The sequence below is a fragment of the Chitinophaga sp. CCNWYY40 genome (assembly GCF_037483205.1).
GTDB classification, from domain to species: Bacteria; Bacteroidota; Bacteroidia; order Chitinophagales; family Chitinophagaceae; genus Chitinophaga; species Chitinophaga ginsengisegetis.
In genome coordinates, this window is record NZ_JBBHLF010000003.1 from 16,540 (window position 1) to 42,188 (window position 25,649).

General features: G+C 47.4%; 17 protein-coding genes and 1 tRNA gene. 13 read left to right on the forward strand and 5 right to left on the reverse strand.

Translation table 11 applies throughout. The features are described from left to right. Nucleotides 1-41: 41 nt before the first annotated feature. Nucleotides 42-503, forward strand: a complete 462-nt coding sequence (locus V7S65_RS10700; RefSeq protein ID WP_079473393.1) for a hypothetical protein — start codon at nucleotides 42-44, stop codon at nucleotides 501-503. 45 nt (nucleotides 504-548) lie between these two features. Here V7S65_RS10700 and V7S65_RS10705 read toward each other — a convergent pair whose 3' ends face one another. Both V7S65_RS10705 and V7S65_RS10710 read right to left on the reverse strand, forming a co-directional pair. Next, nucleotides 549-2,942 carry an ABC transporter permease gene (locus V7S65_RS10705; RefSeq protein ID WP_336387134.1) on the reverse strand — a complete coding sequence of 798 codons (2,394 nt, stop codon included), beginning with the start codon at nucleotides 2,940-2,942 and terminating at the stop codon, nucleotides 549-551. 155 nt (nucleotides 2,943-3,097) lie between these two features. Beyond that, on the reverse strand, nucleotides 3,098-7,729 hold the full coding sequence (locus tag V7S65_RS10710; RefSeq protein WP_336387133.1) for a DUF3320 domain-containing protein: 4,632 nt from the start codon (nucleotides 7,727-7,729) through the stop codon (nucleotides 3,098-3,100). A 175-nt stretch (nucleotides 7,730-7,904) separates the two neighbouring features. Here V7S65_RS10710 and V7S65_RS10715 point away from each other — a divergent pair, with 175 nt between their 5' ends. Then, the gene (locus tag V7S65_RS10715) at nucleotides 7,905-8,318 is read left to right on the forward strand and encodes a hypothetical protein (RefSeq protein ID WP_079473391.1); all 414 of its coding nucleotides are present in this window, start codon (nucleotides 7,905-7,907) and stop codon (nucleotides 8,316-8,318) included. A 97-nt stretch (nucleotides 8,319-8,415) separates the two neighbouring features. Here V7S65_RS10715 and V7S65_RS10720 read toward each other — a convergent pair. After that, a tRNA-Arg gene (locus V7S65_RS10720) sits at nucleotides 8,416-8,489 on the reverse strand. Between the two features lie 135 nt (nucleotides 8,490-8,624). Between V7S65_RS10720 and ung the strand changes: the two genes are divergently transcribed. Then, complete coding sequence (gene ung / locus V7S65_RS10725; RefSeq protein ID WP_079473390.1) at nucleotides 8,625-9,296, forward strand: uracil-DNA glycosylase; 672 nt, start codon at nucleotides 8,625-8,627, stop codon at nucleotides 9,294-9,296. 13 nt (nucleotides 9,297-9,309) lie between these two features. Further along, the gene (locus V7S65_RS10730; RefSeq protein WP_336387132.1) at nucleotides 9,310-10,053 is read left to right on the forward strand and encodes a lysophospholipid acyltransferase family protein; all 744 of its coding nucleotides are present in this window, start codon (nucleotides 9,310-9,312) and stop codon (nucleotides 10,051-10,053) included. Between the two features lie 46 nt (nucleotides 10,054-10,099). On the opposite strand, the gene V7S65_RS10735 is transcribed toward V7S65_RS10730, so the two are convergent. Then, a complete protein-coding gene (locus V7S65_RS10735; protein ID WP_133256221.1) occupies nucleotides 10,100-12,730 on the reverse strand; it encodes a putative LPS assembly protein LptD in 2,631 nt (876 codons plus the stop codon). Between the two features lie 326 nt (nucleotides 12,731-13,056). Between V7S65_RS10735 and V7S65_RS10740 the strand changes: the two genes are divergently transcribed. The 8 genes from V7S65_RS10740 to V7S65_RS10775 all read left to right on the forward strand — a co-directional run bounded on the left by V7S65_RS10740 (nucleotide 13,057) and on the right by V7S65_RS10775 (nucleotide 24,233). Next, on the forward strand, nucleotides 13,057-14,289 hold the full coding sequence (locus V7S65_RS10740; protein ID WP_336387131.1) for an N-acetylmuramoyl-L-alanine amidase family protein: 1,233 nt from the start codon (nucleotides 13,057-13,059) through the stop codon (nucleotides 14,287-14,289). A 125-nt stretch (nucleotides 14,290-14,414) separates the two neighbouring features. Further along, complete coding sequence (locus V7S65_RS10745; protein WP_079473386.1) at nucleotides 14,415-15,413, forward strand: MlaD family protein; 999 nt, start codon at nucleotides 14,415-14,417, stop codon at nucleotides 15,411-15,413. 9 nt (nucleotides 15,414-15,422) lie between these two features. Beyond that, complete coding sequence (locus V7S65_RS10750) at nucleotides 15,423-17,306, forward strand: OstA-like protein (RefSeq protein WP_336387130.1); 1,884 nt, start codon at nucleotides 15,423-15,425, stop codon at nucleotides 17,304-17,306. Between the two features lie 95 nt (nucleotides 17,307-17,401). After that, nucleotides 17,402-18,613 (forward strand): Na+/H+ antiporter NhaA, encoded by a 1,212-nt coding sequence (gene nhaA, locus V7S65_RS10755; RefSeq protein WP_227024608.1) that lies wholly within the window; start codon nucleotides 17,402-17,404, stop codon nucleotides 18,611-18,613. An 85-nt stretch (nucleotides 18,614-18,698) separates the two neighbouring features. Then, entirely contained in the window at nucleotides 18,699-19,226 is a 528-nt protein-coding gene (locus V7S65_RS10760; RefSeq protein WP_079473384.1) for a hypothetical protein, read from the forward strand. Nucleotides 19,227-19,325: 99 nt separating this feature from the next. Beyond that, entirely contained in the window at nucleotides 19,326-20,843 is a 1,518-nt protein-coding gene (locus V7S65_RS10765) for an NAD(P)H-hydrate dehydratase (protein WP_336387129.1), read from the forward strand. A gap of 179 nt (nucleotides 20,844-21,022) precedes the next feature. After that, complete coding sequence (locus V7S65_RS10770; protein ID WP_336387128.1) at nucleotides 21,023-23,236, forward strand: sodium-translocating pyrophosphatase; 2,214 nt, start codon at nucleotides 21,023-21,025, stop codon at nucleotides 23,234-23,236. Between the two features lie 367 nt (nucleotides 23,237-23,603). Further along, a complete protein-coding gene (locus tag V7S65_RS10775; RefSeq protein WP_079473381.1) occupies nucleotides 23,604-24,233 on the forward strand; it encodes an NAD(P)-dependent oxidoreductase in 630 nt (209 codons plus the stop codon). Nucleotides 24,234-24,280: 47 nt separating this feature from the next. Here the strand turns inward: V7S65_RS10775 and V7S65_RS10780 are convergent, their stop codons facing one another. After that, nucleotides 24,281-25,279, reverse strand: coding sequence for a helix-turn-helix transcriptional regulator (locus V7S65_RS10780; RefSeq protein ID WP_079473380.1), 999 nt, complete (start codon nucleotides 25,277-25,279; stop codon nucleotides 24,281-24,283). A gap of 110 nt (nucleotides 25,280-25,389) precedes the next feature. On the opposite strand from V7S65_RS10780, the gene V7S65_RS10785 reads away from it, so the two are divergent. Further along, entirely contained in the window at nucleotides 25,390-25,602 is a 213-nt protein-coding gene (locus V7S65_RS10785) for a hypothetical protein (protein WP_079473379.1), read from the forward strand. Nucleotides 25,603-25,649: the final 47 nt, after the last annotated feature.

A 25,649-nucleotide genomic window follows, 5' to 3' on the forward strand; every position in this document is an offset into this window, starting at 1 on the left:
CATCCTTTTTTTGAAAGTGTAAACATATTAACCCAAATGAAATGGCAGTTATAAAAAGAATACAATCAAATTACAACAGCATTCTCCGGGCTAAAATCCATTTCTTCCTGAAAAAAAGCCTCTGGATGTACTTAATAAGCATGTTCCTTATTGGTTATGCTATTCCTATCGCTTCATTGGGCATTTTTCTTTCATCATTAATTTACTTTTTTTGCCTGATAATTATTCTGATTCCAATATATCATTTCAGCGCAAAAGCTATCGCAGATAAAAATAGTTTCGATGCGGACATAGAATTCAACGAACAGCACATTATCATCAGGCATCGAAACAAGGCAGTGGTAGAAACAAAGGAATGGGACTGGGTGAAGAAACTGGATATTACTGACAGGGACGTTTTTCTTGTTGTTTATAACCCCAATCGCTTTTTGATCTCACTTAGTAAAAACAGCCTGTCTGAAAGTGAGCTACAATTTTTTGAGAAGAAAAAAGGAAATATTTAACTACTGTTTGTAGTAAAATATTTCCCGTTCAGCTGCCCCACTTCTTTAATCAGCCCGCAAACTCTTAACAGGATTGGCCAGTGCAGCTTTTACTGCATGGAAACTTACGGTAGCCAAAGCAATTACCACCACTGCACTACCTGTAAGCACAAACACCCAGATACTGATGCCTGCATGATAAGCGAAATTGTTCAGCCAGCGGTCCATAATCCACCAGGTAACAGGGAATGCCACTGCAGCAGCAATAAGCAGTAACTGCAGAAAATCTTTCGATAATAATTTTACAATATTCCCGGTAGAAGCGCCCAGTGTTTTACGCACGCCTATTTCCTTGGTTCGCTGCACGGCCGTGAAAGCCGCCAGCCCAAAGAGTCCCAGGCAGGCAATAAACAATGCCAGCACCGCAAACAACATAAAAATCGTTTCCTGCTTCTGCTCACCGGCATACTGCCTGGCAAAATTCTGATCAATAAAACTATAATCAAACTGATGGGCCGGATCAAAGGAATGAAACACCTTTTCAATATAGGCAACTGCAGCCGGCACGTTTGATTTGCTCACCTTTACGTATACATTATCCTGTACACCCGGGAATGGCGGCATTTCCAGCACCAGCGGTGCTATTTTATGCTGCAGGGAATAAATGTGAAAATCTTTCATAACGCCAATCACTACACGCTCCGCACGATGCCCCTCCTGGTCAATCTTAAACTGCACCCGCTTTCCCAGCGGCTGATCCCAGTTCAGCATTTTCACAAGCGTTTCGTTGATCAGCACCGAATGATGCATATCCGATTCACCGGTATCTGAAAAATTGCGGCCGCTTTGCAGCGTGATGCCCATTGTTTTCAGGTAATCGGCGTCCACCATATAATTCTGCGCAACTACCGATGCGTCGGAAATACTGCCGTTCTGCTCAAAGAAAAAGCCGTGCCCGCCAATATTATTCCGGCCTATAGGGTTACTGGCCGCAGCCACATGCTGCACCAGCGGGTTACGCAACAACTGATCTTTCAGCACCGGCATTTTACTCCGCATCTGCTGGTCCGGTATATGGAAAGACAACACCTGGTCTTTGTCGAAACCCAGGTTCTTATGCATCATGTACTGCAGCTGATCATACGCCACCATCGTGCTTCCTGTTAAAATGATCGCAACAATAAACTGGAAGGTAACAAGCCCCTTCCGGAAACCGGCGTGGCCGCTGTTTCCCAGCTTTCCTTTCAATGAATTGATCACTTTAAAACCAGACATAAACACAGCCGGGTAAATCCCTGCAAACAGCCCCGTAAGTAAAGCCAGCATCACAATAACGATGATGGTTTTTACAAGTCCAAACTGCCACAACTGTACCTGCGAACCGGTAAACGTATTGAACCAGGGCAGCAATATAGCCACCAGTCCCATTGCAACGAGGGCTGCCAGGAAGGTGAGCAGCATGGATTCTGTGAGGAACAGACGCGCAATTTCTTCCCTGCCCGATCCCATACTTTTCCTTACGCCCACTTCTTTTATGCGCGCACTGGCGCGGGCGGTAGCCAGGTTCATATAGTTGATACAGGCAATCAGCAGCGTGAGCAAACCAATACAAAGAAAAATATAGATATACAGGATGTTGCCGTTGGGCGATATTTCATAGTCGAGGTGGGAATGCAGGTGGATATCCCGCACGGGCTGTAGCTCCATTTTGTACGTCACCTCACCCATCCGCGGTTTTAAATACCGCTCAAAAAATGCCGGCAGCTTGCTTTCCAGCGCTTTAGCGTCTGCATCTTTCTGCAATAACAGGTAAGTATATACGTCGAAATTCTGCCAGCCGTTGGCGTTGTAGTCCGGCGGTAGTAAGCGTAATGCGCTGAAAGAGAAATGAGAATTGGAGGGCACATCTTCCATTACAGCGCTCACGGTATAAGCGGTGCTGTCGTCGGTGAGGATTGTTTTTCCGATTGCCTCTTCGGGGCTGCCAATCAGCTTTTGAGCAAGACTCCGGGTCAGCACCAGCGAATTAGGCTGAGCCAGGGCGGAAATAGCATCGCCTGCGGCCATCGGGAAATTGAACACATCAAAAAAGGTGCTGTCCACAAAAAACATATCGCCTACTTCCAGTTTCTTTTCACCATATTTCAATGCGGCGCCACCATCAGCTTCTACTCTTGTAATCTGTTCTATTTCCGGGTAATCCTTTTTTAACACGGCGGCAAATGGTGCGGAAGTGGAGGCCAGGTGTAAATTACCACCAGTCCATGTAGCATGATTAACGGCCCGGTATATACGATCCGCCTGCGGATAAAAATTATCATAACTGGTTTCCCTGTGCACATAAAGCAACAATAGCCAGCAGGCAGCGAGACCAATAGACAATCCGGCAATATTGATCAGGGAATAATATTTAAACCGGACCAGGTTACGCCATGCTATCAGGAGATGATTTCGAAACATCGGGAGAAATTTAAAGTTGATAACTATCTCACACTATTCTCTTCTCCACACCTGAAAAGCAAAAACATGCCATCCCGGATGTATCCTAAATACCAGCATTAAACAGATATTATTAATTTAAATTTGTCCGGTTTCAGCACAACGCCTGTACGATATTATGCCTTCAGCAATTCTCCTTCCCGTTGTACCAGGTTATTTTGAATACTGATATCGATGGCTTTCAGGATCTCTTCTTTCATTTCTTCGGTTACGCGGCTGTAGCCGAACATCCTGGCGATGAAAGGCACTGCATCCTCACGTTGAATAGCTACCGCATCTTTCACCACTTTTTCCAGGGCTACGCCTATTTCTTCAGTGGCGATATAGTTGATTTTCCTGGCAGTAGCCGGCAACTGGCTGCGGTTGCGCACTACCGGTGTTGGCAGCGAAGTATCCCAGAGGAATTGTCCTTTGATCTTGATCCGTTTGCTGGCGTCAGAATGACGAACAGCATGACGCAGTATTTCCCGGATACGGGGTCCCACCCTGGTAATGCCTGCTGCTTCTACCATTCGCCGCGCCAGCTCGTCGAAATGAACCGGGCTTTCCACTACTACTACCTGTTCTATCCAGTTACATAGTTTACCAATGGGAGAAAGATGAAATTCCTGCGCCCGGATCTCATCGGGCAGCACTGCGGTTTCATATACCGGCACTTCTTCTTCCTTTTCTTCCACTGCTTCGCGGGTCAATACCTGCAGGGTTTCTTTTTTCGCATCTTCGGCTACCTGGTCGTCGATAGCCACAGCGGCTTTTGCTTTTTCAATAGCCGCCACCAGGCGGTTCAGTTCCCGCTCCGGGTTACGGAACCAATCGGTGCTCCACACGCGGTGGATTTTCCAGCCAACTGCTTCCAGTACCTGCTGCCGCAGGCGGTCGCGGTCGCGGGCGGAACGGGCAGAATGATAAGCCGCCCCGTCGCACTCGATCCCCAATATATAACGACCCGGATTTTCCGCATCTACAATAGCCAGGTCAATATAAAATCCTTTTGAACCCACCTGCTTACGCACAATATATCCCAGCGCTTCCAGTTTCGATGCTACATTTTCCTCAAACGGACTATCCGCCGGAAGCCCTGTTTCCGCGGTCATATACAGCTTACCATGCTGCGCGAAATACAGGAAGTTTTTCAGCGATTGTATGCCATAACTCTTTGTTCTGTTCACATCAATATCGTCGGCGGTGATGTTGGTAAATACTTCGCAACGCGTTTTCGCGCGTGTGATCAGTACATTCAGTCTTCTTTCCCCGCCTTCATTATTCAGCGGGCCAAAAGACATGGCCACATACCCTTCCTCCGTACGTCCGTAACCGATAGAAATAAAGATCACGTCTCTTTCATCGCCCTGCACGTTTTCCAGGTTCTTTACAAAGAAAGGTTCGTCCTGGTGCGCCATGAAGTATGATTCCAGCTCGGGCGACTTACGCCGGCGCAATTCCAGCGCATCGCTGATCGCCTGCCGCTGCGAGGTACTAAACGCCACCACGCCCAAACTCATTCCCGGATTTTTACGCGCATGTTCCATCACCGCATCGGCTACAATCTCCGCTTCCTTTGGATTGGTACGGGTTTTACCACGGTCGTAGGCTGTATCTTTCAGGTGGTGGAATACCAGTCCTTTTCTTTCTTTGTCACCCGGACTGGGGAATATCACCAGTTTATTTTCATAAAATTCATGATTCGACAACGTGATCAGCGATTCATGCCGGCTCCTGTAATGCCAGCGCAGCATGCGTTGTGGCGCACCCTGTGCATCACACAAACCAAGAATGCTCTGCATATCTGCCGTAACATTTTCTTCATCATCTGTTTCCCGTGTAAGGGAATCGAAGAAACTGGTGGGCGGCAATTGTTTATTATCTCCCACTACTACCAGTTGCTTACCGCGCAAAATAGCGCCCAGCGCCTCTACCGGCTTCACCTGGCTGGCTTCATCGAAAATAACGAGGTCAAACTCCAGTGTGGCCGGCGGTAAAAAATTAGCAATAGACAATGGACTCATCATAAATACCGGCTTGATCGCCTGTATTGCCAGCCCCGCTTCCTGCATCAGTTTACGGATAGGCATATGACGCGCCTTTTTGTTAAACTCCGTGCGCAGGATGTTTACCTGTCCGCCGGCATCTGCACGGGGCATTTGCTCCCAGTGCTGTAACGCTGCACGGGCGCGGTTATACTGAAGGTTCAGTACATCCAGTTTACGAAACTGCTGTACCATTTCTTCATGACCGGCGCGTTCAAATTTACGCAGCGCAGGCTGTGACTTCACGGCTGTTTCCACCAGGTATTCATACCATGTTTTCTCCAGCGCTGTTCTCAGCAGTCTTGCACCGCCTTCCCAATCCTGCACCGGCGTAAGCAGGCATCCCAGTTGTTCCTGTATAGCCGTTTCCGTTATATTGTTCCATGCAATGAGATGATGTATTTCCGGTAGTTTATCTGTCCATGTTTGTAACTGCCATTGCTGTGCATCCAACTGCACAGGGAATTGTGCCGGCGGCATTTCCAGCTTTTCCAGCACCGCGGTGTTGCATTGCTGCTGCTCCTGCAGCAGTTGCGTAATCCGCTGCTGATCGGCCAGGGCATCGGCGGCGCTGCGATGACTGTGCAACCATGTTGCCACCTGCGCAGGGCAGCTACCTGCTGAAATTCGTGTATGCAGTTCCGTTAGATAGGCCGTTGCTTCTTCCAGCGCAGGCCAGTCGGTATGTGATTTCTGCCAGCGGCTGCCGAACAGGGTACTGGCTAAAGCAGCGTGTTCTTTCAGCAGGGCATCCTGCCGCCTGAACTCCATGATCGCATCCACGTATTGCAGCTTTTCTTCTTTGTCGTCCGGCAAGGCATGTTTGCACAACGCTGCCAGCTGACGGTTGCTTTTTTTGTATGCGCCAATCAGGAACTTATACCATTTGTGGCCATGTGCCAGCAGGTTTTCCCGGATCTCCATTACATTCTGTTCCCATGCTTCGGGAATAAAGATCTCCTGGTATTGCTGCTGCACAGTGGTAGCCGCAACGCCTGCAGCCAGCCATTCCGCGATATCCTGTTTTTGCAGCAACCATGCTTTATTGGCAACATCTATTTCCTGCAGGTCCGGTTGACGGGCCAGCAGCGCGCAAATATCAATAAGCGTATGTATAGCGGTAATATCTTTGGGAGATGGGATACTCATTTTTCCCGCGATCGCGGAAGTCGTTTGCATCAATGCCGCCTGTGCAGCCAATGCTTCTTTCAGCAGCTGGGCAAAAGCAGTTTGTTCATGCGGCAACAACACCGTGAGCCGGCTGCCGCGGAAAGCGAGATTGGCCGGTACGCCTGTTTCCTGCAAACATGCCTGTATCCGCAATGCCATTGCAGTGGCTTTGTTCATCGCAGCAGCATCCCACCGCGTAATATCCGGCAATTGTATATGCGGCAAGGTGATACCCGCAGTTTCTTCGTTTAGCCGCAACAGGTAGCCTATTACCTGGTGGGCGGTTAAACCGCTTTTTTCGATAGCACCATTTACCGAAAGACAATAATCATTTAATTCCTTCTTATAACCATCCAGGAGTAATACTTCTTCCTGTAACTTCTGGATAGACGGGCGCCCCAGTTCCAGCACCTTTCTCAGTTCCTGGTGCAGTTCTTTTTTATTGGCTTTGTGGCTGTGTAATTCAAGACAGGCTTCTCCCAGCTGGATATTATCCAGCCGGCGTTTCACCACTTCCAATGCTGCCATTTTTTCCGCTACAAACAGTATTTTTTTTCCGCGGCCAATCGCATCTGCAATGATGTTGGTAATCGTTTGCGATTTACCCGTTCCCGGCGGGCCCTGTATCACAAGGTTACGGCCTTCCTGCACACTCAGCATGGCCATGATCTGGGAGCTGTCGGCATCCACTACCTGGAACAGTTCGTGCGCATTGGTATCGTTGTCGATAAACACATCGTCCGGCAGCTGCGGGGCAGTGTCTGAAAACCCGCCGCCAAAAAGGCTTTGAATTACCGGGTGGGTAAGGATATCATCTTCCTGCTGCCATTTGGTAGCATCCAGGTCGTTATAGATCATGAATTTGCCGAAAGAGAAAAAGCCCAGTTCCACGGTATCGGCGGCTACTTTCCATCCTGGCATGGGTTCCACTGCTGTAGCCACTTCTGCCAGGTAAGCATTTACATCAAAGTCTTCCACATCCGGCAGGTCGGGGATATTAATATTAAAGTCGGCTTTCATTTTTGCCTGCAGCGAAATATTGGCGCCTACTTCCTCGAGGGAGTATTTCAACCGGAAACGCTCTCTCGCACTGGAGCGGTCCAGCAGCACCGGCACCATGATCAGCGGGGCAAACCGAGCTTCTTCGCTGCCTGCGGCTTCGTACCACTGCAACATCCCCAGGGAAATATAGAGAATGTTCACCCCCTGCTCTTCCATGCTCATCCGTGCGGCGTAGTAGGTATTGAGCAACCGGGAATGCAGGGTTACCTGGTTTTCATTGGTTTGTAAACGGGTATCGGTTAACGCATCTTTCGATACCGGTTCATTATACTGCACTACTTCTTCTTCCTGCTTTTTTTCGGGGCGGCCGAGGAACGACATGGTTTTACCTTCCCGCACCAGTATATCATAAATGGCAGCAGATTGTTCTTCTACAATATGTAAACCTTTGCCGGCCGGCAACTTGTAATTCAACAATGGATTTCTGAGGCCTAAATCCAGCAACTCCTTCCGGGAAGATTCAAGCCTGGTTAATATGGATGCGATCATAATGGCAAAATAAAACGCTACAAATATAATTTTAATAAACGGTGAAGAAGGAGAAGAAGTATACAAAAGAAGAAAATCCTGTGTTACCGGATAGGCGTCACCGTGCCATATACGATATATAACTATATTTGAACCTGAAACCAAACCCCGTCCTGCGGTGCAGGACATTACCTCTATGAATACAAAATCCATTATTTCACTCACCACTTTTGCTCTTTTAGTATTTACCGGCCTGATTATACTTGGATTGTGGGGTTGTCCGCAATACAAAGTATACTCCCAGCGCATGGAAGGGGAAGCGCTGCTGGCGCATGCGCAGGCTTCCAAAGAAGTAGCTGTGGCGGAAGCCCGCGCCAAAATGGAAAGCGCCGCTATGCTGGCCGCTGCAGACACCATCCGGGCGCATGGCGTGGCCCGCTCCAACCAGATCATCGGGGAGTCGCTGCGTAACAATGAAGCCTACCTCCACTGGCTGTGGATCGATAACATTGAGAAAAACCCGCAGGCGGTGATTTATGTACCTACAGAAGCTAACCTGCCTATACTGGAAGCTGGTCGCCGGCCCTGGCTGAAGGATACCGCCAGGTAATATATCTCTAACGGATATACGAAAATGTATGGTTACAAACAGGCTAAAAAAGAAAATGGTTGCATCGTTAAATGCAACCATCAATTCTTTTTTTCTGTGTCCTGGATTGGATTCGAACCAATGGCCTACTGCTTAGAAGGCAGTTGCTCTATCCAGCTGAGCTACCAAGACTTATGTGTTTGTTTTCCCTTAAAATGTGAAATAAATTACTATATTTAACTCGCATTTTGGGAGTGCAAATTTATGTAAATTTCTCCCAATAAATCAAATTTAATTTATTTTTCTCTAAATATTGATGTGAACACTATGGATGTACAAATAGAATCAAGCTGGAAGGAAGCGCTGAAAGATGAATTTCATAAGTCTTATTTCGATCAGATCGTGATGTTTCTTAAACATGAAAAGGCATTGGGTAAAGTGATTTATCCTGCCGGAAACCTGATCTTTAATGCCTTTGACAAAACGCCTATAGATAAAGTAAAAGTAGTGATTCTCGGGCAGGATCCCTATCACGGTGCAGGACAGGCGCATGGACTCAGCTTTTCCGTACCTGATGGCGTAAAACCTCCTCCCTCGCTTGTGAATATTTACAAGGAAATGAAAACAGATCTCGGGCTGGAAATACCTACCAGCGGCAATCTTACCAAATGGGCAGAACATGGCGTACTGTTGTTAAATGCCTTTCTTACCGTAAGGGCCGGTGAACCAGCCTCCCACAGCAAAATAGGTTGGGGCGATTTTACAGATGCTGTGATCCGCAAAATTTCAGATCAGCGGAGCGATGTGGTATTCCTGCTCTGGGGCCGCTTTGCACAGGATAAACAATACCTGATAGACGCTACAAAACATCATATATTGCAGGCAGCACACCCCTCTCCTTTCAGTGCCGATAAAGGATTTTTTGGATGCAGACATTTTTCAAGAACAAATGAAATACTCGGAAAGGCAGGCATAGCACCGGTAGACTGGAGACTGTAAAAAAACAACCCCTATGTTTAAAAATATCTTCGGCAGAATATTCGCAGCATGGATGTTGGTGATGTTCGCACTAACAATGCTGGTAGTATTCATTCCCATATGGATCATTTCTTACATGCCGGAACCACGTAGAACAAAAGGATTTCTTTTCTTTGGAAGAATATGGATGAAGGTATATCAGCCACTGATCGGCTGCCCTGTACGCAAAAAAGGATTGGAATATTTTGCACCCGGACAAACCTATGTAGTAGTATGTAATCACAATTCACTGATCGATGTGCCGGTTACATCTGCAGAAATTCCCGGTATCAATAAAACACTCGCAAAAGCATCTCTCGGCAAAGTACCGCTGTTTGGTGTGCTGTACCGCATAGGTGGTATCCTGGTAGACCGCAGCAGTGAAGCCAGCCGCAAACAAAGCATTGTTGAAATGAAACATGCCCTCAGTTTAGGCATACACATCCTGCTTTACCCGGAAGGCACACGCAACCGCACGGATCAGCCTTTAAAAGATTTCTATGACGGCGCCTTTGCATTAGCGATAGACACACAGGTGCCATTGATGCCGTCGTTGCTTTTTCACACTAAAAAAATATTACCGGTAGGAAAGAAATTTTTCGCATGGCCGCATCGCATCGATTATCATTTCCTGCCGCCTTTGCCTACTATGGGAATGACAAGAGATGACCTTCCGGCTTTTAAGGAAAAAGTATTCCGCCTGATGTGGGATTATTACCTGGCCAACAATACAAAATAATATAACGAAAGCGGGGATTGCCTAAGGCAATCCCCGCTTTCGTTTGTTAGAGATCCTGGAACTGTCTCGATCGGTTTATCCGCAGATCACGCAAAATACCGGCTTTCGGATTAATGGTGATACTAAACTGCCGGAAAGTACCAAACGGAATGAGGTTGATAGACATCTGCCAGCAGTGCAGGTCGCGTGAGATATACATATTCGTATAGGCGATCTGCATATTGGTAAAGTCGAAACCACTGTTCAAACCAATCTTCCATTTTGGCGTGAGACTAAAGTCGCCGTTAAAACTTACATATTGGGTAATACGCTTTACCACACCGCCGGAATCGGGGATAATGGTGTTGGTATAAGATAAGCTATAGGAAAGATCCACACGCCAGGGGATATCGAAATCCACGTATTCACCCGGATTGTTACGCACCATCTGCAGCTGTCGCTGTTGCGCAGCAAAAGCGGCGTCTGCACCCTGTACATTCTCCAAAGAGTCGATCTTCTGTTCCTTTTCCTTGCTCTTTGCATCCTTCGACTGGAACGAAGTGCTCAGGGAAACGCTGGCGTTGGTTAAACGCCCCAGGCTGATCTTGCCCTGCTGCCATACGTATTTATCGAGGCGGCGGCCACGGGCATCAACCTGGTATGGGTCGATGTTACCGCTGGCGGAGATATTCAGTTTATCGAACAGGTTGGTACGGGCGTACAGGCTGAAAGTAGACAACTTAAATGAATCGGCCACCAGGTTGTAGCTGCCGTTGATCCCAAAACCATCCAATAGTTTTATTTTCTTTTCATGGTTCCCCGTGGTATCTTTTTTCGAGAATACCTTCATCTCCAGGTTATTATCCAGTCCGAAGTTCAAACCACCGAATGCGCCGGGAGATGGCACCCCGATGATAGCCCCGTCGAAGTCGGATACAATTTGTTTATCGCCTTCCTTGTTGTACTGCAGTTCATGATAGTACTTACTGGAAAGGTCCGGGCGGTAACTGGCGCTCAGCGTGGGCCGCATCACATGGCGGATGGCTTTCACCTTTGAATTCTTGTTAAATGTGTACATACCGTATATGGCGGTAGATAACGACATGCTGGCGCTGATGTCGCGCGCACTGTAGAAACCGGGAATATAAGTAGTATCAATAGCACCGAAAGTATCGAGTCCGGGATTCCACTTTTTGGGATCCCATTTACGGGCAAATTTCTTGGTATACCAGTATTCTGTATAGTTGATGCCTGGTGATAAGGTAAAGGTTTTAAACACCGGGATAGAGAATGAAATCGGGATATTGTGCTGCATACCTGTTTGCATGGCGTCAAACATCGCTTGCTTTCCAAACAGGGAATCCTTGAAATTAGCCTGGTTACGCAGGATGGTATTGTAGGAAACCCCGATTTTTTCATACCACTTGGGCGTACCCACCATTTCCTTTGGCTGGAAAGGGTAGATCGTGTTCACCGTGAAGGTTGCATCCGGGAAAGAGATGGACACATCGCGGGTGCTTAAGTTCTGGGAGTGGTTCAACCCCATCGTAAGGTTATAGGGTTTCCCCTGCCAGGTTTTAGAGAACGTGATAGACGATCCGATGTTATTATTTACACGGGTATTGTAATCATACACGTTGTATCTGTTATAAGACGAGGTTCCGAAGTTCACAGCGGCGCCAAAGTTCACGCCGGGGCGTGCCTTGCTGTCCATGCTGTGGTTCCAGGTTACGCGGAAGTCTTTGGATGTGCTGAACTCTGATTTTACGGCCGGATCCCCGAAGCGGGTATTGGCAAAGCTCAGGTTAAGCCCTCCGTTGTACTTATAGCGTTTCCGGTAGGTAGGACTGGCCGTGAGGCTCCAGCTGCCGTAGGAATACACATCCCCCCGCATGGTAAGGTCAAAATGATCGCCCAGCCCGATATAGTACCCGCCGTTTTCCAGGCCGATCCCTTTCTGCTGGTTCACCACGTACTGTGGCGGCAGGATCCCGGAGCGTTGTCCCTGGGTGATGGGGAAAATGGCAAAAGGTATATACAAAGGTGTGGGAATGCCTTCAATTTCCAGGTTAGCCGGTCCGGAGATCACCAGTTTATCAGGGATAACCTTTATTTTACGGGCTCTGAAGCTAAAGTGCGGCGTATCCAGGTTACAGGTGGTATACCCGTTTTTAAAGCCGAAAATGGTATTATCCGCCGCTTTTTTGGTTTGCTGGCTGTGAATATAGCCTTCCCCGTACTGGGAGCGGGTATTATAGATCTTTGCTTTCTGGGAGGTAAAGTTATACTTGAGGGTATCCGATTCAAAGCTTTGTCCGCCGTCGTTCATCACCGGGCCGCCAAACAGCTTGCCGGCGGTGTCTTTGGCGTTGGTAGCCTCCAAAATGCCGGTTTCCTGGTCGAAATTCATTTTTTCGGCAGAAAGGTCAATCGTTTTGTATTTTGTGTTGGCCGTGCCATATAAATAGAAGCGTTTATCGGGTACCATCAGGATGATGGAATCCTTTGCCTTATAATTTACCGGCGCATCCAGCGTGTCTTTCGATATCTTTGGTACGAACAAGGTATCAACTGTCGTTTCACCACTGGTGTCCACGCCTTTGGTTAATTGGGTGGAATCGGCTGTGACAGGGGGAACAGCTGCCGGTTTAGGTATTTTACCGGTATCTTTCCGTATCAGCGGGGTCGTATCTGCCAAACTTTTGTTAAAAAACGTAACAACTTGTGGCCTTTCACCCGCAACTGCATCTATAATAAAGGGAATGGCGATGAACATACCGGCAAAAACCAGGTATGTATGCCGAAAAAACTTTTTATAATTATTTTTGTAGCTAGCGTTCATGTGTTATGGCGGCAAACCTACAAGATTTTATACAATTTATTACAAATGGTAACTTGTAATGTTTGTAAGGTAATATAACGAAAGGTAGCGGAAACTCACGTGGAACAAGCGGATTATTAATTTAACAGATAAACTTATTTTTTTATTTTTTGTGAAAAACAGCACCCATTAAAATGAGAATCATGCGCTGGAACCGATTTTGGATTTTAGGACTGGGAACACTACTCACCTGTACCTTATTTATTCAGGCCAAAACAAATCCCGTTTCCGATAAACAGGACAAGCCTATACGAACTATTGTTATTGATGCCGGCCACGGCGGTGAAGATCCCGGCGCAAAAGGCAGCTATTCTACCGAAAAACAGGTAACGCTGGAAGTGGCACTGAAACTGGGAAAGATCCTGGAAGAAAATATGCCCGATGTAAAGGTAGTGTATACACGAAAAACCGACCGTTTTGATGATCCCCGCAAAAAAGCACAGATTGCCAACGACAACAAAGGGGAACTTTTTGTGTCTATCCACTGTAATTCTACCGGGAAAATCCGTAAAGTAGTAGACTATAAAACCGTTTACCGTAAAAAAGGGAAAAAGAAAATAGCGGTTAAACAACCCATATACGCTTACTACCCCAGCAACGCCAAAGGCACGGAAACGTATATATGGGCTACCAGCAAAAACAACGCAAAGATGGAGTCCCTGAAACAAAACTCCGTTATCGTACTTGATGCCAACTCAGAAGAAACCCAGCAGCTGATGAGCGACGATCCCGAAACCTTCATCCTGCTCAATACCCTGAGAAACGCCTACTTCGACCAGAGCCTCCGCCTCTCTACCCTTATTGAAGATGAATTTACCCGGGTAGGACGCATCAGCCGCGGCGCCAGGCAAAGAAACGAAAAAGGGATCTGGGTACTGTCTGCCACCGCCATGCCAAGCGTGTTAGTGGAACTGGGCTTTATCAGCAACCCCGAAGAAGAAGACTACCTCAACTCCAACAACGGACAACAGGAACTGGCCAATTGCATTTATAAAGCCATTAAGCGTTACCGTGAGGAACTCGACAGGTTTACCAATAACCGCAATACCCAGACATCTACCACCAAAGCATCTTCCAAAAGCAATAACACCACCGCTTACTTAAACACCAGCAACAGGAGCAGCAATAATAAACCCGCACCTGTACCCGGCGACAGCTATTGCGTACAACTCATGATCACTGACAAATTTTATAAACCGGGAGCTTCCATTTTCAGGAAGCTCCACGGCGATGTGAACCGCCAACCCATCGTGATGAATAAAAAAAAACTGAACAAATATATCCTGGGCCGGTTCAGGACCGATGAACAAGCCTCCGGCGCCATGCGCAAAGCCCGCAAGCTGGGTTTTAAAGACGCTTTCGTAACTTCTTGCTAATCATACCACCTCCCCGATCCCCTCTTCTTATTACCCCGCTTTCCTCTTTTTTATTACTAACATTTTCGTACGACCACTTCCGTGCATGCTTTTTGATTATTTTTGCGTGAACGTATACGAATCTCATGCTCAAATTATCTAACGAAACCAAAGTAGGTGTATTAACTGTGCTGGGTATAACCTTACTTGTGCTGGGCTTTAATCTGCTGAAAGGAAAAAGCCTGTTTTCTCATAATAAAACCATTTACGCGGTATACCACCAGGTAAACGGTTTACAACCAGCCAATGCAGTACAGGTAAATGGCCTGGTGGTTGGTAATGTAGCTAACCTGGAAGTAATGGGCAAAGATGCTTCCCGCATCCTGGTTGCCATCACCATTACCAAAAAAATTGACATCCCCCGTAACTCTGTGGCACGTATCAGCAGCGACCTGCTGGGTACCAAAACAGTACAGCTCGACCTGGGTAACGCCGGCGAATACCTGCAAAGTGGCGATACCATCTACGCAGCCGTGGATGGCTCTATGACCGATGCCCTGAAAGAACAGCTTAACCCGCTGGTAAAAAAACTGGAAGGCACCCTGTCTAATATCGACTCCGTACTGATGTCGGTAAACGCCATTCTCGATACCACCGCAAAAGGCAACCTCCAGGACGCCATCCGCAACCTGAATACCACCATGCGTAACTTTACGCATACTTCCGCATCCCTCAACGGCATGCTGGATCCCAACAACGGTAACATCCAGAAAACATTCGACAACCTGGCCGCCGTTACCGGTAACCTGAAAGATAATAACGGTAAAATTACCGGTATACTGGATAATGCCCAGAAAGCCACCGATGCGCTGGCTAAAGGTAACATCGACAAAACACTGCTACAACTGCAGCAAACTGTCACCGGCCTTAACCAGACCCTCAACAAACTGAATACGACCGATGGCACTGCGGGCATGCTGCTGAACGATAAAAAAGCGTACAACAACCTTCAGTACTCACTGGGTAACCTGAATAAACTGCTGGAAGACCTGCGGGTTAATCCAAAACGTTATGTACACTTCTCCCTGTTTGGCAAAAAAGATAAAACGAAACCGTTACCTTCTGACACAATAGCGGTACAATAAAAAGAATCAATGCATCGATACATAAAATCAGGGATTTTTCTGGCCGTCATCTGCCTGCTGGCAGCTACGGCCAGCGCCCAGTTTCCGGCCCAACCAACGCCGAAAACCGGGTCGGTAATTGAAATTATTCACGCGGATACACTGATCATGAATGAAAAAGATTCTATCAGCGTAACCCGCTTCATCGGCAACGCCGTATTTAAACAAGGTACTACCCTGTTTAACTGCGACAGCGCCGTGAAAAATAATAAAACCAATATCATCGACGCATACGGTCATATACATATTAACCAGGCCGACAGCGTGCATATCTACGGTAATTACCTGAATTACGATGCCAATACCCGCATTGCACTCCTCAGGGAAAATGCAAAACTCACCGACGGGAAAGTTACCATCACCGGACCGGAGCTGCAATACGACATGAATGCCAAGATAGGCTCCTATGTTAAAACCGGTAAACTCGTAAATGGTAAAAGTGTACTCACCAGCGATGAAGGATACTATTATACCGATACCAAAGAAATGCATTTCATGCGGAATGTATTGCTGGTAGATCCGGAATACACCCTCAGCACCGATGAACTGCTCTATAATACCGATACCAAAATAGCCACCATCGTAGCGCCTACCACCATCAACAATAACGACAAAAGCGTGATGTACGCCACCAGTGGTTATTATGATACGGAAAAAGGATACGGTAACTTTGGTAACCGGCCTACCATCGAAGACAGCACCGGCACTATTACCGCCGATAATATAGAAATGGATAAACTCACCGGCATGGCCTATGCCACCGGTAACATGGTGTATAAAGATACCGCCCGCAAAATGTCGCTGCTGGCAAACAGGGGCATCGTAAACCAACGCGAAAAAACGGTGCTCGCCACCCAGAAGCCGCTGCTCATCATGGAAAAAAATAAAGATACCCTGTATATGGCCGCCGACACCCTGTTTTCAGGCGTGATCAGGCCAGACGACAGCTTATCTATTCCCTCTGTAGCCGGCCTGAAACGCATTCCGGATTCTCCTACAAAGAATCTGAAAACAATCAAAAACATACGACCGCCGGAGAAATTTACCGCCACCATATCCCCCATCACACGCGGCGACTCTATCGCCCGGAAACAACAGGATAGTGTAGCCGCCAACGTTATGATGTTCATCGCCGACAGCACCCTCGCCAAAACCAGGCAGAAACTGGATTCCGCGGTAACAAACATAAAAGTGGCGCCCATACCGGATGTAGTGATGCACGATTCCCTGCCCGGTATCAAACACCACGCAGACAGTATGGCCCTCACAGCGCCCAAAGACACCAGCGAGCAACGGTATATCCTCGCTTACCATCATGTAAAAATATTCTCCGACTCCCTCCAGGGCGTGGCAGACAGCGTATACTATTCGTCAAAGGATTCTATCTTCCGCTTCTATGGTACCCCCGTGCTGTGGTCTAATAACACCACCCAGCTAAGCGGCGATACCATCCTCATGTTCACCAAAAACCAGACAGCAGATAAAATGCTGCTCAAAAACAACGGCTTTATTATTAATGAAGCCGGACCAGGCATGTTTAACCAGATCAAAGGCAACGTGATTACCGGCTATGTGCTGGGTGAAACCCTCGACTGGATGCATGTGGAAGGGAACGCGGAAACGATTAACTATATTAAGGATAAGGCCGGCGCTTATATGAGCGTCAACAAAGCCCAGTGCGCCATTATCAATATCTTCTTTAAGAAAGGAGAAGTAGATAAAGTAGTGCTGATCAAAGATCCGGAAGGAACCGTGTATCCGTTTACCCAACGACCTAAAGAACAGCTCCTGCTGGAAAACTTTAAGTGGGACATTAAACGGCAGCCGAAAACGAAATACGAGCTAATGCAATAATTTCCGTTGGAACAATACCTGGAAATGGCTGCTTCACCGCAGCCATTTCCAATATCATCTCTCCCGGAAATATTTTTTTACCCAAAAGAAATGCTGTGATCAAGACCTCTATTAACATCATCCGGAAAACACTGATATCCCCTATCCACACCTTTCTGAAAGATAGTCGCGCGGTAGGAATAGTACTCATTGTATGCACCATCATATCAATGATACTGGCTAACTCCGGTGTGCAGGAAGATTATATAGGGTTCTGGAATACTTTATTTGATCCCGCAGGCGGTCACCATTATCAATACAGGTCTTTACACCTGCCCAATTCCTACCTGTTGTGGATAAACGACGGTATGATGGTACTGTTCTTTTTCCTCGTAGGAATGGAAATAAAAAGAGAACTTACCGTGGGAGAATTATCTTCTGTGCGCAAATCCATTTTGCCGGTATTGGCTGCCATCGGCGGAATGCTGTTCCCCGCGCTGATCTTCGCCCTCTTCAATAAAAATACGCCGTATGCACATGGCTGGGGTATTCCTATGGCTACCGATATTGCTTTCTCACTGGGCATTTTGTCACTGCTGGGCAGAAGAGTGCCTGTAACGCTCAAAATTTTCCTGATGGCGCTGGCCATTATCGACGACCTGGGCGCCATATTAACCATTGCCATCTTTTATACCCCACACCTGGATGTAAAATATTTACTGATAGGCGGCGGTGTGTTGCTCATCCCGCTGTTATTGAACTTCCTGAAAGTACAACGCCTGATCTTTTATTATATCCCCGGTATTGTACTCTGGTATTGCGTCTTCAATTCCGGCGTGCATGCCACTATTGCAGGGGTATTACTGGCATTCTGTATTCCGCAGGACCGTATAGCCGGACTGGTGCATAGTTTACATGACCCCGTGAATTTTGTTATCATGCCTGTGTTTGCCCTCGCCAATACTGCCATCCTTTTACCCACAGATATCAGCGGCGCGCTGCACAATAAAATCAGTTACGGCATCATTGCCGGATTGGTATTGGGAAAACCACTGGGTATTTTTACCCTTTCCTTTGCGGCCGTAAAACTCAAGCTGGCTACCCTGCCTTCAAAATCAGGCTGGTTACAGCTTGCCGGCGTTGGACTTATTGCCGGTATTGGTTTTACCATGTCTATTTTTATTTCTTCACTGGCCTACCAGGAAAGGGAAATGCAGATTATAGCTATCATGTCAGTAATTGTCGCCTCCCTTGCAGCAGGCATCGCCGGATTTATTTTTCTGCGACTGATCAAACCGGTTGGCACTGTTCTTGCAAAGCAACCCTGAAATTAATTTCGTCGTGTATATACTTTAGAGAACATGCCAACGTTTCTCAACGTATATTTTTAAGTTTCATTCAAACAACACATCTATGAAAAAAGTCGTGTTACTTTTCAGCCTTATTGCTGTACTTGCAATCCAGGCAAACGCGCAGAAGAAAAAAAGTTATCAGAGCAGCGATCCATCCAACTACGAAACCGCACTGGGTATCCGTCTGAATCCGTGGGTAGTAGGGTTTACCATCAAGCATTTCATTAAGGGTCCTCACGCAATAGAAGGACTGGTAACCACCAACCACTCGCACAAAACAAATGTTACGTTTACCGGGTTGTATGAATACAACTGGAATATAGGTGTACCTGGATTGAATATGTATGCCGGTGGTGGTGCGCACGTAGGCTTCTACGACCGTCGTGATTACGACTGGGACCGTTATATAGATAAAGGCAAAGGTACTTATGTGTCTCCGGGTCTGGATGGCATCATCGGTGTCGAATATACTTTCAAGAAAATTCCTTTAAACATCAGTGCTGATCTGAAACCTTACGTACAGTTTGTTGGACCCACCAACTACCTTGGTGAGGAGATCGGCGGTGTGTCTGCCAGATATACTTTTTAATCCAGGCGACCACTTCATTACAAACGGATCATGAGGCAAGCATGGTCCGTTTTTTTATGTTCCTTATTTTGGAGTAATTTTAATGTTTAACATCCCGACATGAAAATCTTCTCCGCTGCACAGATCCGGGAGGCAGATGCCTTCACCATCGCTCATGAACCCATCAGCAGTACACACCTGATGGAAAGAGCCGCCGGACAATGTGCCGCCTGGCTGGAAGATCATTATTCCCCCTCACACCCGGTTTATATTTTTTGCGGAAAAGGAAATAACGGGGGAGATGGACTGGTCATAGCCCGATTAATGCTCGGTCATGGTTACGATGTGCATACCTGTATATTGCAGCATAGCAGCAAAGCAAGCCCCGACCATGAACACCAGCTCCGCACCCTGCAACAGCTGCATCCCGCAGGGATCTATACCATCGGCGATGTATCCGACTTTCCGGAACTCCCTCCCAACGCCATCATCATAGACGCTATTTTTGGTACCGGTATGAGCCGCCCGGTGGACGGCTGGGTAGCTGGGATTATACACCTCATCAACGACCAGCGCCACAAACATCCCATTATAGCTATAGACATGCCCTCCGGCCTGATGGCTGATGAAAGCAGTGTGCATAACCCTGTGGTACAGGCCCACACCACCCTGAGCTTTGAATTTTATAAACTGGCTTTCCTGCTCCCGGAAAATGCACCGTACGCAGGAGATGTACACATTTTGCCGATAGGGTTACACCCGGACTATATAACGCAAACGCCTGCACGATATCACCTGTCCGACCGTGAAATGATGCGCACCATTTACCGGCCCCGCGATCCCTTTGCCCATAAAGGCACTTACGGCCACGCACTGCTCATTGCCGGCAGCTATGGAAAGATGGGCGCAGCGGTTTTAAGCGCGCGCGCCTGCCTCCGCGCCGGAGTGGGCCTGCTTACCTGTCATGTTCCCCAATGCGGCACCCAGATCATGCAGATCAGCGAACCGGCCGCCATGTGCATCACCGACGAAGCCCCCCACTACAGCACCCATTTTCATCAGGGAATCAGCTCTGCCGGTTACAAGGCCATCGGCATTGGTCCTGGCATCGACAAACAACCCGGAACAGCCAAATCGCTCGAAATGCTGATGGACGCCTGGCAACGCCCGATGGTGATAGATGCTGACGCCCTCAACCTGCTTTCCGTATATCCCTACCTGTTATACAAAGTGCCGAAAGGATCCCTGCTCACCCCGCATCCGAAAGAGTTTGAGCGGTTATTCGGCAAAACTGCCAACGATATAGCGCGACTGGAGTTATTATCAAAAAAAGCAGTGGACCTCCAACTGTATATTTTACTAAAAGGACGGTACACCGCCATTGCCTGCCCGGATGGCGCCATATATTTCAATCACACCGGCAACCCCGGTATGGCTACCGGTGGCAGCGGGGATGTACTCACCGGGATCCTGACCGGTTTGCTGGCGCAGGAATATACCCCAAAGGCCGCCATGCTGCTGGGCGTGTGGCTGCACGGCTATGCCGGCGACCTGGCAGCGGCGCAGCTCTCGCAGGAAGCCATGACCGCATCTGACATTATCTCTTCACTGGGCAACGCCTTCCGGGAAGGCATCTGAGCGCTTTATTTTTTTTCGCCTGAAATACTTACTCATGGCCCATGTGTACAATAATTTTATTTACTGCGTACACAATTAATAATTTATGTTTTATATTCATTTGAATATTTTTTTTGGAATCCTATTTTTTTTAATTAATAAACTTTTTTGTCAACCACGTATTTATAAATTTCGCTTACATGAATATAGTTTACCTCGTTCCATGTTTTGGATTATTGGCTTTGTTGTATACGGCTGTTAAAAGCTCCTGGGTTACACGCCAGGATGCAGGTAACGACAAGATGAAAGAGATAGCCCAGCATATCGCTGAAGGCGCTATGGCATTTCTGAAAGCTGAGTATAAAGTCCTTATTTACTTTGTGATTATTGCCGCCCTGCTGTTGGGATACATGGGAGCTACACATGAAAACTCCCACTGGTCTATCGCACTGGCTTTTGTGATTGGTGCGGTATTTTCCGCCACTGCGGGTTTCATCGGCATGAAAATAGCCACCAAAGCCAATGTGCGTACCGCGCATGCAGCGCGTACCAGTCTCGCTAAAGCGCTGCAGGTATCTTTTACCGGCGGTTCTGTAATGGGAATGGGTGTTGCCGGTCTGGCAGTTCTCGGATTAGGCTCCTTATTTATTATACTGAAATCATATTTCGGGGCGGAAGCCAATACCGCTGAAATGATTAAAACCATTGAAGTGCTTACCGGCTTTTCTTTGGGTGCAGAAAGTATTGCGCTGTTTGCCCGTGTGGGTGGCGGTATTTACACCAAAGCGGCTGATGTGGGCGCCGACCTGGTAGGTAAAGTGGAAGCCGGCATCCCGGAAGATGATCCCCGGAATCCCGCTACCATTGCGGATAACGTGGGTGATAACGTAGGTGACGTAGCCGGTATGGGCGCCGATCTGTTCGGTTCATACGTAGCCACCGTATTGGCCACTATGGTGCTGGGTTCTGAAACCGTTTCGCATGACGCATTCGGCGGCATCGCCCCTATCCTGCTGCCAATGATCATCGCCGGCGCAGGTATCATCTTTTCCATGATCGGAACCCTCTTTGTTCGCATCGGCGAAGGCTCCGGGCTGAATACAGGCGTAGTGCAAAAAGCGCTGAACATGGGAAACTGGGGTTCTATTATATTAACAGCCATTGTTTCCTATTTCCTGGTAAACTGGATCCTCCCGGAAAGCGCCATGACCTTACGCGGTCATGAATTTACCCGCGGACAGGTATTCGGCGCCATCATGGTAGGACTGGCAGTGGGTACACTGATCAGTATCATCACAGAATACTATACTGCAATGGGTAAACGCCCGGTAAAATCAATTATCCGTCAATCTGCTACCGGGGCGGCTACCAATATTATTGGTGGTTTGTCTGTTGGTATGGAATCCACTACCCTGCCCATCCTGGTGCTGGCCGCCGGTATTGCCGGTTCCTTCCACCTGGCTGGCTTGTACGGTGTTGCCATTGCCGCAGCTGGTATGATGGCCACTACAGCCATGCAGCTGGCCATCGATGCCTTTGGCCCTATTGCCGATAACGCCGGTGGTATTGCGGAAATGAGTGAACTCCCTAAAGAAGTAAGAGAAAAAACAGATATCCTCGATGCAGTAGGTAACACTACTGCCGCTACCGGTAAGGGTTTTGCCATTGCGTCCGCTGCTTTAACCGCACTGGCGCTGTTTGCCGCCTTTGTGGGTGTGGCTGGTATCCAGGGTATCGACATTTATAAAGCCAACGTACTGGCAGGTTTGTTTGTGGGCGGTATGATCCCGTTCATCTTCTCCTCCCTTGCTATTGCGGCGGTAGGCCGTGCAGCAATGGCGATGGTGGAAGAAGTACGTCGCCAGTTCCGCGAAATACCCGGCATCATGGAAGGTACCGGCAAACCGGAGTACGATAAATGTGTGGCTATTTCCACGCAGGCATCTATCCGTGAAATGATGCTGCCAGGCGCTATTGCCCTGATCTCTCCTTTGCTGGTAGGCTTTATAGCCGGTCCGGAAGTATTGGGCGGGTTCCTCGCCGGTGCTACCGTTAGTGGTGTGCTGATGGGAATTTTCCAGAACAACGCCGGTGGCGCCTGGGATAACGCAAAGAAATCTTTCGAGAAAGGCGTGGAAATCAACGGCGAAACCTACTACAAAAAATCTGAGCCGCATAAAGCATCTGTAACCGGCGATACCGTAGGTGATCCGTTTAAAGATACTTCCGGCCCGAGTATGAACATCCTCATCAAACTGATGTCTATCGTGTCATTGGTGATTGCGCCTACCCTGGCGGAGATGTTTCATACCAAACAACCACCGGTTCCTCCTACTGTTAAAACAGAAACGGTAAAACCGGCCACCAAAACGGTAAGCAGCAAGGTGACTGCTTATCTCGTGGAAAAGAAATAACTTTCGCGGATGTTGTCTTTCTCAGGATTAACCGTAATTAGGCTGATTTACTTGATTTAACTTTTTGGATTTTGTATATGATTTAGGGAGATGTAAGCGAATACCCGCTTGTATCTCCCTAAATCTTTTTAAATCAAAAGTGATCAAATCCCTAAATCAACTCAATCACGGTTAATCCTGAGAAAGACAACATCCGCAAAAAACAATTGGTAATTAAAATATCTTCCCTATCTTTGTACTGTAATTATTTTTATTACAGATCAAAGGATCTGTTTTTTATCCCCTAAACTGTAATATTTTTTCTAACAATTAGAACAATCAGCACGGGCAGGCTGTATTATTTAGTCACTACAAAAAAATAAAAATCATGAAAGTTGCCATCATCGGAGCATCCGGATTTATAGGATCAGCCATTTTAAATGAAGCGCTGAGCAGAGGACATGAAGTTACCGCTATCGTTCGTCACCCGGAAAAGATAACCGTTACCAACGCGCATCTTACTGTAAAAAAGGGAGACGCCACCAACGAAGCAGAGTTAACACCACTGCTGGCTGGCAATGAAGCCGTGATCAGCTCCTACAGCGCCCACGACTCCGCCACCTACGTAAAGGCTATCAACGCCATTATTAATGCTACCAAAAAGTCCGGTATCAAAAGGCTGATCGCTGTTAGTGGTGCAGGCAGCCTGGAAATCGCCCCGGGCGTACAATTGCTGGATACACCGGAATTTCCTGCAGAATGGAAAGGCGGCGCCACAGCCACCCGCGACGCATTCAATGTGATTAAACAATCTACAGATCTCGACTGGACCGTGATAAGCCCGGCTATGATGATAGAACCAGGTGAACGTACCGGAAAATTCCGTTTGGGCACCAACCAGGTAGTATTCAATGATAAAGGAGAGAGTAAAATTTCTTCAGCCGACTACGCTGTAGCCTTACTGGATGAACTGGAACAGCCGCAACATATCAAACAACGCTTTACATTGGCGTATTAATAAAAAAGGACAGGAGAAACGAATCGTTTCTCCTGTCCCTTTTATTTTTAACCCCTGACTTTCCCGGGACTTATCCCGAATTTCTTACGGAAAGCAGTACTGAAGTGCTGCGGAGATGAATACCCTGCCTGTTCCGCAATGAGCGACATGGGCAAATCGCCTCCCTGTATCAGTTCCCTGGCCAGTTCCAGGCGGTGGTCGTTCAAATAACCAAATACCGTATTATCAAAAATGGCTTTAAAGCCTGATTTCAGCTTAAATTCATTCAATCCGGCTTTGCGCGATAACTCCTCCAGGCTCAGTGGCTGTTGCACATGCTGTATCACCAGGTCCCTCGCGTAATACAGCTTCTCCACATCCTGCGGAGTGATTTTACTGCGTAAAGGCGTACCGGACGATTGGGTCGCTTCCATCTGCTCACATTGCAAAGCCAGTAACTCCATAGCTTTCGACTGTAAGAACAGCTTTTTCAAACCTCCCTGGAATTTACACTGACGCACCTCCTCCATCACCATCTTCATACGGGGAGTGATCCGGGGATTATACTTATCTGCCAGCGTAACGGATTTATTCCCGGCCACGTTATTGGCCAATCCATCCAGCACCCGCCCATTATTCTCCGCCAGCTCCAGGAAACGCGCCGGTGTAAAGCTCAGGCCCAAAAAATGAATGTCCCGCTGCTTCTTTACCGCTATCGTCTCCGTTTGCGCCGGGCTAAACATAAGATTATGCTCCTGTGTGGAAAACCTGAAATTGTCTGAAATGCCACCCAGTGTGGTAGTAATATCTCCCTGTTCCATGAACAGGAGCATCACCAGGGGTTCCATAAAATCCGAAGAAATATGGATATTCTCGTAAACCTGTGCCTCGCAACAGGCAATACTGGTGCCTTCGAAGTTATATTCGTGCACAGTTGCAGAGCCAAAATCCTTTTGCAGTTCCTGGGTTTCTTCAATCATTCCCCTGGAACGGATCTTATGGTAATCGAAAGGAATTTCTTCCGTTAGCAATACCTGATTGGCATCATCTGTAATAACTACGCCCATAAAAAAATCCGTTTCGTATAATTGATAATCCGTCTCGTGTAACAGTTATATGGGATAACAGTAGCAAATTTGCATAAAAATATTCCGAATACTCAAAAAAATTATCATCTATGTTGGGAATATTCCGTACCAATATTACAACTGTTCAGGATAGAAACAATGTGATTGACGCCATTTCAGCACAATTTACCGTAAATGCCTGTAGCGTAGACCTGGAAGACTGTGACAAAGTACTACGCATTGTAAGCCCTCAATCATTGGCAGAACAAACTATTATAGATTTTGTAACCCGGCTCGGGTTTAACTGTGCCATCCTGGATTAACAGGGGCTTACATTTTATTGAAAAAGGAAGGCATGAGCCTTCCTTTT

What these genes read in the sequence shown, in the direction of transcription:
- V7S65_RS10700 (WP_079473393.1), top strand. Translation starts at nt 42, where the DNA reads ATGGCAGTTATAAAAAGAATACAATCAAATTACAACAGCATTCTCCGG.
- V7S65_RS10705 (WP_336387134.1), bottom strand. Translation starts at nt 2,942, where the DNA reads ATGTTTCGAAATCATCTCCTGATAGCATGGCGTAACCTGGTCCGGTTT.
- V7S65_RS10710 (WP_336387133.1), bottom strand. Translation starts at nt 7,729, where the DNA reads ATGATCGCATCCATATTAACCAGGCTTGAATCTTCCCGGAAGGAGTTG.
- V7S65_RS10715 (WP_079473391.1), top strand. Translation starts at nt 7,905, where the DNA reads ATGAATACAAAATCCATTATTTCACTCACCACTTTTGCTCTTTTAGTA.
- ung (WP_079473390.1), top strand. Translation starts at nt 8,625, where the DNA reads ATGGATGTACAAATAGAATCAAGCTGGAAGGAAGCGCTGAAAGATGAA.
- V7S65_RS10730 (WP_336387132.1), top strand. Translation starts at nt 9,310, where the DNA reads ATGTTTAAAAATATCTTCGGCAGAATATTCGCAGCATGGATGTTGGTG.
- V7S65_RS10740 (WP_336387131.1), top strand. Translation starts at nt 13,057, where the DNA reads ATGCGCTGGAACCGATTTTGGATTTTAGGACTGGGAACACTACTCACC.
- V7S65_RS10745 (WP_079473386.1), top strand. Translation starts at nt 14,415, where the DNA reads ATGCTCAAATTATCTAACGAAACCAAAGTAGGTGTATTAACTGTGCTG.
- V7S65_RS10750 (WP_336387130.1), top strand. Translation starts at nt 15,423, where the DNA reads ATGCATCGATACATAAAATCAGGGATTTTTCTGGCCGTCATCTGCCTG.
- V7S65_RS10760 (WP_079473384.1), top strand. Translation starts at nt 18,699, where the DNA reads ATGAAAAAAGTCGTGTTACTTTTCAGCCTTATTGCTGTACTTGCAATC.
- V7S65_RS10765 (WP_336387129.1), top strand. Translation starts at nt 19,326, where the DNA reads ATGAAAATCTTCTCCGCTGCACAGATCCGGGAGGCAGATGCCTTCACC.
- V7S65_RS10770 (WP_336387128.1), top strand. Translation starts at nt 21,023, where the DNA reads ATGAATATAGTTTACCTCGTTCCATGTTTTGGATTATTGGCTTTGTTG.
- V7S65_RS10775 (WP_079473381.1), top strand. Translation starts at nt 23,604, where the DNA reads ATGAAAGTTGCCATCATCGGAGCATCCGGATTTATAGGATCAGCCATT.
- V7S65_RS10780 (WP_079473380.1), bottom strand. Translation starts at nt 25,279, where the DNA reads ATGGGCGTAGTTATTACAGATGATGCCAATCAGGTATTGCTAACGGAA.
- V7S65_RS10785 (WP_079473379.1), top strand. Translation starts at nt 25,390, where the DNA reads ATGTTGGGAATATTCCGTACCAATATTACAACTGTTCAGGATAGAAAC.